Annotated in this window: 9 protein-coding genes; all 9 read left to right on the top strand. The window is 62.4% G+C overall.

Annotated features, from left to right (window positions below):
* The first annotated feature begins 48 nt into the window (after nucleotides 1-48).
* Nucleotides 49-1497: an ABC transporter substrate-binding protein gene (locus ACFPB1_RS18930; RefSeq protein ID WP_379227672.1), complete on the top strand. Its 1449-nt coding sequence runs from the start codon at nucleotides 49-51 to the stop codon at nucleotides 1495-1497.
* Between the two features lie 109 nt (nucleotides 1498-1606).
* Nucleotides 1607-4570 carry an extracellular solute-binding protein gene (locus ACFPB1_RS18925; RefSeq protein ID WP_379227671.1) on the top strand — a complete coding sequence of 988 codons (2964 nt, stop codon included), beginning with the start codon at nucleotides 1607-1609 and terminating at the stop codon, nucleotides 4568-4570.
* Between the two features lie 24 nt (nucleotides 4571-4594).
* The gene (locus ACFPB1_RS18920; protein WP_379227670.1) at nucleotides 4595-5548 is read left to right on the top strand and encodes a carbohydrate ABC transporter permease; all 954 of its coding nucleotides are present in this window, start codon (nucleotides 4595-4597) and stop codon (nucleotides 5546-5548) included.
* Nucleotides 5549-5563: 15 nt separating this feature from the next.
* On the top strand, nucleotides 5564-6427 hold the full coding sequence (locus ACFPB1_RS18915) for a carbohydrate ABC transporter permease (protein WP_379227669.1): 864 nt from the start codon (nucleotides 5564-5566) through the stop codon (nucleotides 6425-6427).
* 14 nt (nucleotides 6428-6441) lie between these two features.
* Complete coding sequence (locus tag ACFPB1_RS18910; protein WP_379227668.1) at nucleotides 6442-7863, top strand: SMP-30/gluconolactonase/LRE family protein; 1422 nt, start codon at nucleotides 6442-6444, stop codon at nucleotides 7861-7863.
* Nucleotides 7860-8507, top strand: coding sequence for a Yip1 family protein (locus ACFPB1_RS18905; RefSeq protein ID WP_379227667.1), 648 nt, complete (start codon nucleotides 7860-7862; stop codon nucleotides 8505-8507). The genes ACFPB1_RS18910 and ACFPB1_RS18905 overlap by 4 nt, the downstream gene beginning before the upstream one ends.
* Before the next feature lie 12 nt (nucleotides 8508-8519).
* Complete coding sequence (locus tag ACFPB1_RS18900) at nucleotides 8520-10811, top strand: DUF5696 domain-containing protein (protein ID WP_379227666.1); 2292 nt, start codon at nucleotides 8520-8522, stop codon at nucleotides 10809-10811.
* A gap of 3 nt (nucleotides 10812-10814) precedes the next feature.
* Nucleotides 10815-11684, top strand: coding sequence for a carbohydrate ABC transporter permease (locus ACFPB1_RS18895; RefSeq protein WP_090643954.1), 870 nt, complete (start codon nucleotides 10815-10817; stop codon nucleotides 11682-11684).
* Between the two features lie 21 nt (nucleotides 11685-11705).
* On the top strand, nucleotides 11706-12701 hold the full coding sequence (locus ACFPB1_RS18890) for a carbohydrate ABC transporter permease (protein WP_379227665.1): 996 nt from the start codon (nucleotides 11706-11708) through the stop codon (nucleotides 12699-12701).
* Nucleotides 12702-12816: the final 115 nt, after the last annotated feature.

Below are 12816 nucleotides of genomic sequence, written 5' to 3'. Positions count from 1 at the left end.
TGGTTACAGGTAAGCGATTTCAATTTTACAGGTCGAGGGGGCTTGCGGATGGCAGTCGGGAATAACGGCATCTTGCATGGAAAGCCGGCAAGGATCAAGATTTTCGCGGCGGTGCTGGCGGTCAGCCTGGCGTTGACGGGCTGCGGAGGAGCGGGCGGCGGTTCGGACGCGTCCGACAACGGCGGCGGCAACGGCGGCGGCAACGGGGCGAAGGCGGGTAACGCCGGAGGCGCGAACGACGGGAAAGCCGCCAACGAGGCGGCCGACAACGGCGCCGGCAAAAGTACGGGCGAGCAGGTCACGCTCACCCTGTGGGGCTGGAGCGGCACGTTCCAGACCGACTTCACGAAGCTCGTCCTGAGCGAGTTCGAGAAGCAGCACCCGAACATCAAGATCAAGTACGTTCCCGACCAAGGCGGCACGGATAAGCTGACCACGCTCATCGCCGGCGGCACGCCGCCGGACGTCGCCATCCTGGACCGCTTCCTGACCGGCTCCTGGGCGGCCAAGGGCTCGCTGGAGAGCCTCTCGCCGTTCCTGGAGATGGACAGCGAAGTCAGCTCGAACGATTATTACCCCGGCGTATGGGCGGAGACGACGTATAACGACCAAGTCTACGCTCTGCCGTGGGGCACGGACAACCGCGGCCTGTATTACAACAAGACGCTGATGAAGGAAGCGGGCCTCGACGCCAACACGCCGCCGAAGACGATCGACGAGCTGGACGCGATGGCGGAGAAGATGTTCAAGAAATCGACGAGCGGCGGCTACGAGCAGGTAGGCTTCATTCCGTGGATGGGCCAGAGCTACCTGTACACGCAGAGCTGGAACTTCGGCGGCGAATGGACGAAGGACGCGGAATTGACGCCGAACGACCCGCAAATCGTGAAGGCGCTCGAATGGATGGCGGGCTACGCCAAGAAGTACGACATGGCCCAAATCAATAAGTTCAACGACGTCATGGGCAAGACCGGCATCAACCCGTTCTGGACCGGCAAGGTCGGCTTCATGGTCGACGGCAACTGGATCCTGAACGACCTGAAGAGCAACGCGAAGGTCAAGCCGACCTTCGAATGGGGCGTCACGCCGATGCCGTCCGCGGAAGGCTACCCGCAGACGACGTGGGCCGGCGGCTTCTCCTTCACGATGCCGAAGGGCGGCAAGCACCCGCAGGAATCGTGGGAGCTGCTGAAGTTCATCGCGGGCTATAAGGGCACGCTGCTCTGGGCGAAGCGCCCGAACGCGGGCAACGACATTACGGCCATGCCGAAGGTGAACGAGGAGATCAAGATCACGGAGAATCCGCAGCTGAAAGTATTCGTCGACTTGATGCCGTCGGCGCACTTCCGCCCCGTGACGCCGGCGGGTCAGAAGATGTGGGACGAAACGTTCCGCGTACAGGATCTCGCGCTGAACGGCAAGGGCGAGCCGAAGAGGCTGCTGGACGAGGTCAAGAAGAACGTAGACGCGGAGCTGAAGAAGCTGCAGGCCAAATAGCGCTGCGAAGGAAGGGGGCGGGAAGGCGCTCCCTTCCTTGTCCTGCGCGTCCTGCCCGAAACGAACTTCAAACGAGGTGAAGCGCTTGAACCGGCTATGGAAACAGGCATTGAAGGGAAAGAGAGTCGTACTGTTCACGCTCGCCTGCCTCGTCGTCACGACCGTATGCGGCGATCACTCCCGCTCGTACGCCAGCGAGCGGCTGCGTGACCGCAACACGAACCAGGGCGTGCCGCTCGGAGACGCGGGCGACCTGTCCATCGACGCGATTCTGGAGCCGAACTACGCCAGCGCGCTGGCGGGGTACCGCGAGCAGGGGCTGCAGCCGGCCGCGCAGCCGGACATCGTCATCGACGCGGCCCGCTACACGGCGTTCGGCGGCGCGAAGCCGGCCTCGGACACGGTCGACGGCCAAACCGCGCTGGTGTGGGACAAGGCGACGAACTGGATCGAGTGGACGGTCGAGGTCCCGGAGGACGGGCTGTATAACCTGAGCGCGCGCTATTATCCCATGGCGGGCAAGCGGCTGCCGATGCAGCGCGACCTGCTGATCGACGGCAAGAGCCCGTTCCGCGAGGCGCAGCGCCTGTACTTCTTCCGCAACTGGGTCGACCGGGGAGATCCCGAGAAGAACAACCAGGGCGACGACGTCCGGCCGAAGCAGGTGGAGCAGCCGCTCTGGATGGAGCAGCCGATCGCCGATGGCAACGGGCTGTATCCGGAGCCGTTTCAATTCCATCTGACGGCGGGCAAGCACGTCTTCCGCATGAACTTCCTGGCGGAGACGATGGCGATCGACCGGCTGGCGCTGACGTCGCCGGCGACCGTGCCCAGCTACGCGGAGGCTAAGCAGGCCTTCGAAGGGCAGGGCTTCGCGCCGGCCGAAGACGTCAGCGTGAAAGTGCAGGCCGAGAACAATCCGAACAAGTCCGACCCGACGATCCGCCGGGAAGCGAACGGCGACCCGTTGATGGAGCCGGCGAGCGACGGACGGATCCGGCTGAACGCCTTCGGCGACTGGCGCTGGCGGAAGGGCGGCCAGAAGGCCGCGTGGACGTTCGAGGTGCCGAAGGACGGCCTGTACAAGATCGGCCTCAAGGTCGGGCAATGGTGGGGCGACGGACTGCCGTCCTACCGTCAGATCCTGATCGACGGCCAAGTGCCGTACAAGGAAATGGAGCTGTATCCGTTCGAATATTCCCGCAGCTGGCAGCTGGAGACGCTGCATACGGCCGATCCCGGGACGGGCAAGGAGGAGCCGATGCTCGTGCCGCTCAAGGCGGGCGCGCATACGATCACGCTCGTCGCCGAGGTCGGGCCGTACCAGGCGGTCGCCGAGGCGCTGACGGCGGACACGCAGAAGCTGTCCGACCTGTACCGGCGCATCATCATGGTGACAGGGCCGACGCCGGACCCGAACTTCGAATACGAGCTCGGGAAGAAGGTGCCGGAGCTCGTCACGGACCTGAAGGCAATCGCCGACGATCTGGCGGTGCAGATGAACGTCCTGCGGGAGCTGTCGGAGAAGGAGCCCAGCACGGTCAGCAGCCTGCGGATGATGAACCATACCTTCGAGCGGATGGTCGCGAATCCCGACAGCATTCCTCGCCAGCTCTCCGAGCTGAGCAACAGCCAGACGTCGCTCAGCACGCTGCTGACGGGGCTGCAGAACGTGCCGCTCGTGCTCGACTACCTGCTGATCGGGGCGCCGGATACGCGCGATCCGAAGGTCAAGTCGAACATTTGGCAGAAGTCCGTCAGCACCGTGAAGAACTTCGTGGCCTCCTTTACGAAGGATTACACGGGCGTCGGCAGTGTCTACGGCAAGGACGGCAAGACCGCGTCCGTGGCCGGGGAGGGCGAAGGGCCGGTACTGGAAGTCTGGGTCTCCCGCGGCAAGGAATGGGCGGAGATCATGAAGGAGATGGCGGAGGAGGAGTTCACGCCGGAGACGGGCATTCGCATTAACGTCAACACGCTCCCGGCCGGCCAGCTGAACTCGGGCTCCGTCAACACGCTGCTGCTCGCGGCCAGCTCCGGCAAGGCGCCGGACGTGGCCACCGGCGTCGACGCGCATCTGCCGGTGGAATTCGCGATCCGGGACGCCACCGTCGACCTGTCGCAATTCCCGGACTACCCGGAGGTCAGCAAGCGGTTCCTGCCCGGGGCGCTCATCCCGTTCCAATACAACGGCGGCAGTTACGCCCTGCCGGAGACGCAGGACTTCAACGTCCTGGTCTACCGCAAGGACGTCCTGGGCGAGCTCGGCGTCAGCGTCCCGCAGACGTGGGACGATGCGTACGCGCTGCTGCCGGTGCTGCAGCAGAACGGCATGCAGATGTACTACCCGCCGACCTCCCTCGGCTTCATGCCGTTCCTCTACCAGAACGGCGGCGAATTCTACAAGGACGGCGGACGGAAGTCCGGCCTGGACTCGCCGGAAGCGTTCCAGGCGTTCACGGAGTGGACGGAGCTGTACACGAACTATAAATTCCCGGTCAACGCGAACTTCTTCAACCGGTTCCGCACCGGGGAGATGCCGGTCGGGATCGCGGATTACCTGACGTACGTGCAGCTGTCGACCGCGGCGCCGGAGCTCGTGGGCCGGTGGGGCGTGGCGCCGTCGCCGGGCCATCAGAAACCGGACGGCTCGATCGACCGGACCGCCGGGGGCAACGTGCAGTCCGTCGCGATCTTCAAGCAGTCGCAGCATCAGAAGGAAGCCTGGGAATTCCTGAAATGGTGGACCAGCACGGAGCGCCAGACGCAGTTCGGCCAGGAGCTGGAAGCGCTGCTCGGCGTGGAAGCGCGGTGGAACACGGCCAACGTCGAGGCGTTCACGCAGCTGCCGTGGCCGGAGGACGACCTGAAGGCGCTCACCGACCAATGGAAGTACTACAAGGAGCAGCCGTACGTGCTCGGCGGGTACTTCACGTCGCGGAACATCGATAACGCCTGGAACCGCGTCGTGCTGGGCGGGACGAACGTGCGCGAATCGCTGGAGCAGGGCATCAAGGATATCAACAAAGAGCTGGCGGCGAAGCAAAAGGAATTCGGGTTCGCCCCGGATTAGATTTCCCGGAAGGAGGAGCGGCACATGAATAGCAGCATGGAAGTCGCGAACAACCCGCTTCAGCTGTCAGCCGAGAAGGCAAGGCGGTTCAAATTGTCGCAGGCGGGGAGGAAGGCGGCGCTCGGGTACTTGTTTCTCAGTCCCTTCCTCATTCTCTTCATCGTTTTTACCGTCGTACCGGTCATTCAGTCCGTCTACCTGAGTTTCACGTACTACAACATGCTGCAGCCGGCCAAGTGGATCGGCCTGTCCAACTACAGCGTGCTGTTCCTGGAGGATGACATCTTCCTCAAGTCGATCAAGAACACGTTCGTGTTCGCCGTGATCGGCGGCCCGCTCAGCTACTGTCTGTCGTTCCTGCTCGCGTGGGTCATCAATACGCTGCGGGCGAAGATGCTGTTCTCGCTCGCCTTCTACGTCCCGTCGATCACGAGCGGCATCGCGCTGTCGATCGTCTGGCTGTACATTTTCTCCGGCGACCGGTACGGCCTGCTGAATAACTGGCTGCTGAGCTGGGGCATGATCAGCGAGCCGATTCTGTGGACGACCGACCCCGACACGATCATGCCGGTCATCATCATCGTATCGCTCTGGATGAGCATGGGCACGGGCTTCCTGGTCTTCCTCGCGGGTCTGCAGAACGTGTCGCCCGAGCTGTACGAGGCCGGCGCGATCGACGGCATCTCGAGCAAGTTCCAGGAGCTCTGGTACGTCACGCTGCCCCTCATGAAGCCGCAGCTGCTGTTCGGAGCGGTCAACTCCATCGTTGCGGCGTTCGGGGTGTTCGACATCGCCGTGGCGATCTCCGGCATGCCAAGCCCCAACTACGCGGGGCATACGATCATTTCTCACTTGTTCGACTATGCGTTCATTCGGTTCGAGCTCGGCTATGCGTCGGCGATCGCGGTATTTCTGTTCTTCCTGACGTTCGGCCTGGGACGCATCGTGATGAGGCTGCTGTCGTCCAAGGATCTATAAGGGGGGCAAACGGACGTGACCATCAATTATGCCAAATTTGTCGCCCGCTTCAACCGGGGGTTGCTGTACGTGTTCATGATCGCGCTGGTCTGCTTCACGGCCCTGCCGATCGTCTACATGATATCGACGGCGTTCAAGCCGCTCGACGAGCTGTTCTTGTATCCGCCGACGTTCTTCGTTCAGAAGCCGACGCTGCGCAGCTTCTTCGACCTGTTGACGGCGACGGACAGCTCGGTCGTGCCGTTCACGCGGTACATCTTCAACAGCCTGTTCGTCTCCGGCTCGATCGTGGCGGCCAGCCTGTTCGTCTGCAGCCTCGGCGCGTACGTGCTGTCCAAGTTCAAGCCGCCGGGCGCCGGGCTGATCTTCGCCGTGATTCTGTCCGCGCTCATGTTCGCGCCGCAGGTCACGCAGATCCCGACCTACATGATTGTGTCCAGCCTCGGCCTCGTGAACACGTACTGGGCGCTCATTCTGCCGAAGGTCGCCGTGGCGTTCAACATCTTCCTGATGAAGCAGTTCTTCGACCAGATTCCCGACGCGCTGATCGAAGCGGCCTACATCGACGGCGCCTCGGAATGGAAGATCTTCTGGCGCGTCATCATGGCGGTGAGCAAGCCGGCGTGGGCGACGCTGATCATCTTCTCCTTCATCGGGAACTGGAACGATTACTTCTCGGCGCTCGTGTTCACGACGAGCGAGACGATGAAGACGCTGCCGCTCGCCATCCAGACGCTGGCCGGCGGACCGGGCGTCGTGGCGCGGTCGGGGGCGCTCGCAGCCGGTACGTTCCTCGTCACGCTGCCGCCGATCCTGATCTTCATGCTGTTCCAGCGGTTCGTCATGAATACAATGGTCCATTCCGGGATCAAATCCTAAGGGGGGCGGACAGGATGTACAAACGAATCGCGACGGCCGTCCTCGGCTGTCTGCTGCTGCTGACCGGCGGGCTGCCCGCCTACGCCCTCCCGCAAATGTCGTACACGATCGATCCCATGTACGGGTACCGCATTCCGATTCCGCTGACGTACACGGTCGACACCGTCGTGCTGGACGTCGGCCAGCCGGGCTTGAATAAGCCCAACGATCTGTTCATCGACGGCAAAGGCATCCTCTACGTCGCGGACACGGACAACAACCGGATCGTCAAGCTGAGCGGCGACGGGAAGGTGCTCGGCATCTTCGGCAAGGACCAGGGCATCAAGCTGAGCAAGCCGAGCGGCATCTTCGTCGACGACCTCGGCGATATGTTCGTGGCGGATACGGGCAGCGGGAAGGTCATCCATCTCGCGCCGGACGGGAAGCTGATCGAAGAGTTCGTCAAGCCGGAGTCGAGCTTGCTGAGCCCGGATCTGGAGTTTGCCCCGGACAAGGTTATTCTGGACCGCCGCGGCTACATCTACGTGCTGAACAAGAACGACTTCAGCGGCTTCATGATGATCGACGCGATGAACCGGTTCCGCGGCTACATCGGCGCGAACCGCGTCCCGTTCGACTGGAAGAACCTGCTGATCCGGGTCCTGGCGACGCCGGAGCAGCGGGAGCAGCTGAACAACGCGGTACCGCCGCAAAACGCGAATCTGACGCTCGACGAGAAAGGCTTCATCTACACGCCGACCGTGCTGATCGACGCGGATCAGATCAAGAAGTTCAACGCCATGGGCGAGAACATTTACAAGAAGGCGGCCTTCGGCCAGCCGTCCATCGAGAGCGGGACGCTGGAGCAGCCGTACTTCGTCGACCTGGCGGTCGATCAGTTCGGCGTCATCAACGCGCTCGACGCGATGTCCCGCAAGATCTACCAGTACGACCAGGAGGGCAACCTGCTGGCCGTGTTCGGCGGACAGGGCGACGTGAAGAGCCGGTTCGAATACCCGATCAGCATCGTTACGGACAAGGCGGGCAAGGTGTACGTGCTGGACCGGGACCGGGGCAACATCCAGATCTTCAAGCCGACGCGCTTCGCGGATCTCATTCATCAGGCCAGCCAGCTGCATTACAACGGCCGGTACGAGGAGGCGCTGACGCCGTGGAAGCAGGTGCTCGCGATCGACGAGAACTACCCGCTCGCGCACCGCGGCGTGGCGAAGGCGCTGATGAAGGAAGAGAAGTGGAAGGACGCGATGAAGGAATTCAAGCTGGGCGAGGATCAGGACGGCTATTCCAAGGCGTTCGCCGAGTACCGGCATGAGATGATGCGTAAGTACCTGGGATGGCTGGTCGTCGCCGCGGCGCTGATCGTGTACGCGGTCTACCTCCTGGTGAAAGGGCTGATCCGCGTCACGAACACCGTCATAAGGAGGTACGGCTATTGAACAAGACGGCGGCGGCGAAAGCGCCCGGGCTGCACGCGGTGCGGCTCGGCATCGCCATTCTCTTCCATCCCGCGGACGGCTTCGAGGAGCTCCAAAAGACGCGCAACCTGATCGCGGCGTTCATCATCATTCTGCTGACGCTGGCCGTTCGGATCGTGACGATCTACATGACGAGCTTCCACATGACGTCCCTGCAGCCGGAGAACGCAGACCTGAACCTGGAAATCGTTCGTTTCGTGATCCCGCTCGTATCCGGCGTCATTGCGTGCTACCTGATCACGGCGATCATGGACGGCGAGGCGCACTTCAGCCAGATCTTCACGGCGATGTCGTACAGCCTCATTCCCTACGTCGTGTTCGCGATTCCGCTCGCCGCGCTCTCGACGATCATGTCGCGGGGCGAGCTCGGGCTGTACAACAGCATCAATACGATCATCTGGGCGTGGGTCGCCCTCTTGATCTTCATTCAGCTGAAGGTGCTGAACGACTATACCTTCAAGAAATCGGTCGGGGTCATGCTGCTCACCATCGTTGCCTTCCTGATCTTTTGGGGCACGGTGGGGCTGACGTTCGCCCTGACGAACCATGTGCTGCAATTCGTGCGCGAGGTCATCGTAGAGGCCCGCTATCTCATGGAGAATTGAGGAGGAGAACCTATGTCGACGAAAGCCAAACGCTGGCTCTACTACGGGGTCGTCGCCGTCGTTCTCGCCGGGCTCGTTCTCCTGGCGCTGCCTTCCATCCAGCGGGCCATCGACCGCGCGCAGCAGGAGCTGAAGCCCGCGTCGGCGGCCGCGGACCCGGCCGACGAGACGGACGCGGCGGAGGCGGGCGGCGATGCCGCGGAGACGACGCCGCCGGAGGACGCGCCGGCCGGCGAAGACCAAGCCGCGAACGCCAGCCCGTACGAGAAGGTCGCGGAGACGGACCGCCTCGAGCTGATGTTCCGCGCCTCCGACTCTGCCATCGCGGTCAAGGATAAGCGCAACGGCCATCTGTGGAAATCGGCGGTTCCGCTGGACGAGGTGAACGCCGAAGGGAACGAGCTGTGGACGGCGAGCAGTCAGTCGATCTTCCACTTGACCTTCACGGATCCCCGCCTGCCGGCGATCGAGACGCAGGAGACGAACTCCGCCCTGGAGCGGCCCAAGATGAAGGCGACGTCCCTGGAGGACGGCATATCCGTGCACTACGAGCTCGAGCGGCTCGGCATCGGCTTCGATATGCAATTCCGGCTGAAGGACGACGCCCTCGAGGTGACGGTGCCGGGGCAATCGGTGACGGAATCCGAGAACAACTGGCTGATGGCGATCTCGCCGCTGCCGTTCTTCGGCGCCGCGACGGATCACGACCAAGGCTATTCCGTCTATCCCGACGGCTCCGGGGCGCTGTCGACGTTCAAGCCGATTCACCCCGAATACTTGAACCCGTACCGGGCGAGCGTGTACGGGCCGGACATGATCAACTTCGACAGCTTTGGCCGGGATTTGAACGCCATGCTGCCGATCTTCGGACAGAAGGTGGACGACAACGCCTTCATCGGCATGATCACGAAGGGCGAGTACGACGCGCGGATCCTGTTCTCGCCGAGCGGCTATCTCATCAATCTGAACCGCGTTGCCTCGGAGCTCGTGTACCGCCGGGAGTACGAAGCGGTCAAGAAGGACGGCAATCTGGCGAAGAAGCCCGAGAAGGACCTGCTCCGAGAAGACCATACGATCCGGTACGTCTTCCTGAGCGGGGGAGACGCGGACTACGGCCACATGGCCGCCGCGTACCGCGACTACCTCGTAAACGAGGCGGGCGTCCAGCCGCGGATCAAGGAGGGCGACCCGATTCCATTCGGGCTCGATCTGCTGATGGGCATCAAGGAGAATCGGATCCTGTTCGACCGGTTCATCGCGACGACGACCTACGACGAAGCGAAGGGGATCATGGACGAACTCGGCAAGCAGGGCGTCAAGGCGATCTCCGCGAACCTGCTCGGCTGGACGGACAAAGGCTACCTGACCTATCCGTCCGGGAACGAGCCGTCCACGAAGCTCGGCGGCATGAGCGGGCTGAAGGGGCTTAGCGAGTACGCGAAGGCGAACGGCATCCAGCTGTTCCTGCAGGACGATTACGTGGATGCGTGGAAGGGCGTCGACGGATTCTCCACGCGGGGCGACGTCGTCGTCGGGGCGAACCGCTTCGCCGCGACCGACCGCTACAGCGAGACGTTCCTGCTGAGCGCCGGCAAGCAAAACCAGCAGTTCCAGTCCAAGGTGCTCGATCCGCTCGGCAAGCTGCCGATCTCCGGCATCAACTTCGACGCCATCGGCTACCAGGATTATTACGATTACAACAAGGATTATCCGTCGACGCGGGAAGGGACGGCGGCGCATTGGACGGAGATGATGCAGAAGGCCGCGAAGCAGTTCGGCGCCGCGGCTTCGATCGGCGGCAACGGCTATACGCTGAAGCACTCGTCGCGCCTGTTCGGCATCCCGATGGAGGACAGCGGCTACTTCTTCACGGACGAGACGATTCCGCTCTACCAGATGGTCGTGCACGGGCTCATCCCGTATTCCGGCGACGCGCAGAACCTGTTCTACGATCCGCAGCTGCAGTACCTCAAGATGGTGGAATACGGGTACATGCCGTACTACCAGTTCACGATGAATTACGCCGACGATTTGAAGGACACGTACTATAGCGATCTGTTCAGCTCCGATTATAAGAGCTGGGCGCCGCAGGCGATCGAACAGTACAAGGAAATGAACGAGAAGCTGCGGCCGGTCTGGTCGCAAGCGATGACGTCGCACCGGAAGCTCGCGAAGGACCTGTACGAGACCGGCTACGAGGACGGCACCCGCGTCATCGTCAACTACGCGTCCGGCGAAGCCCGCACGGAGGACGGCCGCGTCGTGCCGGGCAAAAACTTCATCGTCGTGCCGAAGGGAGGCTAAGCCGTGAGAGGCAAAGGAATCGGTCTCGAGCGCAAGAAAATGCTCGCGGGTTACGTCTATATCGCGCCCTGGGCGCTCGGCTTCGCGCTGTTCATGCTGTACCCGCTCGTGTATTCCCTGTGGCTCAGCTTCCACGAGGTGGAGGGCGTCGGCGATTTTCAGCTGAAGGCCGTGGGCTGGGGCAACTTCAACAACGCGTTCGTGCTGGACACGAAGTTCATCCCGCTGTTCATCTCGGTCATTCAGGACGCGCTGATCAACACGCCGCTCATTCTCGTGTTCTCGCTGATCATCTCGATCCTGCTGAATCATAACATCCGCGGGCGGGCGTTCTTCCGCGCGGCGTTCTTCCTGCCGGTGCTGATCGGCTCGGGCCTCGCGATGCAGCAGCTGCTGTACGCCGGGGTCGGGAAGGATACGCTGGTCAACGGCATCGGCGTCCCGGACGAAGTCTTCCTCTACATGGGCCCGACGTTCTCGCAGATCGTCTTCGACATGCTGAGCCGGTTGACGATTATCTTCTGGAAGACCGGCGTGCAGATTCTGCTCTTCCTGGCCGGCCTGCAGGGCATCTCGGTCTCGCTGTACGAGTCGGCGAGATGCGACGGGGCGACGGAATGGGAGATGTTCTGGAAGATCACGCTCCCGCTCATGACGCCGATCATCCTGCTCAATACCGTCTATACGTTCGTGGATTCCTTCACGGACATCAATAACCGGATGATGGTGTACATCAAGGACACCGCCTTCACCAACATCCAGATGGGCTATGCCTCGAGCATGGGGTGGATCTACTTCCTGTTCATCTTCCTGCTGCTCGTGCTCGTCTTCGTGTCGACCCGGCGCTTGATCGTCTACACGGGTGAAAAATAAGCCGCAAGGAGGTGCCCCAGCATGAAGTCGATCCCCGTAGCGAAGACGAAGACGGCCTCGACCGCGCGCGTGGCCGTGCCGGAGAAGAGCCGCGGCAGGGCCGCGGCGATCCGAAACAACGTGCTCGTCAGCCGGTTCGGCAGCAAGAGCCGCTGGATCGGATTCATCTACCGCCTGTTCGTCTACCTGATTCTGATCGACCTGGCGTTCGTCTTTCTGTATCCGTTCCTTTACATGGTCACGACCTCGCTCAAGCAGCCCGCGGACTTGATGGATTTCACGATCAAATGGATTCCGACGAGCCTCGCCTGGGAAAATTTCTATTACGGCATGCAAGGGCTCCAGTTCTGGCCGCACTTCAAGAGCTCGGCGCTGATCGCCGTCCTGAGCGTGATCGGGCAGGTGCTGTCCTGCTCGTTCATCGCCTACGGCTTCGCCCGGATCAAGTTTCCGGGACGCGAGGTGTTGTTCGTGCTCTGCATGTTCACGATGATCGTCCCGCCGCAGACGATTATCGTGCCGCTGTTCATGCAGTACAAGACGATCGGCTGGATCGACAGCGTGCTGCCGCTCATCATTCCGTCCTTCTTCGGCAACGGGCTGCGCGGGGCGCTCTTCATCTTCATCTTCCGCCAGCTGTTCCGGGGCTTGCCGTGGGAGCTGGAGGACGCCGCGCGGGTGGACGGCTGCGGCAGCTTCCGCGTCTACTGGAAGATCATCCTGCCGCTGACGCCGCCGGCGATCGTCGTCACGACGCTGCTGTCGCTCGTGTGGCACTGGAACGACTTCTTCGAGCCGTCGATCTACCTGACGAGCGAGGAGAAATTCACGCTGCCGATGATGCTGCCGCGGCTCTACCAGTCGCTGGACCAGCTGACGGGCAGCAAGTTCGAAGTGTTCAGCCTGCCGGTGGTCATGGCCGCCACGTTCGTCTCGCTCGTGCCGATGCTGCTCGTGTATTTGTTCCTGCAGCGGTACTTCATTCAGGGCGTGGAGCGCTCCGGCTTGGTGGAATAGGAAGGGAAGCCATACGCAAGACCGAGAGACCGCCGCGTTCCGCGGCGGTCTTTGCGCTGCGGCCCAGGTACGGCAGGAACGGCTGCCGAGGCGGCGAATACGTCACGGAGAACGA

Source organism: Paenibacillus sp. GCM10023250, assembly GCF_042653205.1.
Taxonomy (GTDB): Bacteria; Bacillota; Bacilli; order Paenibacillales; family Paenibacillaceae; genus Paenibacillus_Z.
This window is presented reverse-complemented; position numbering and strand designations above follow the sequence as displayed.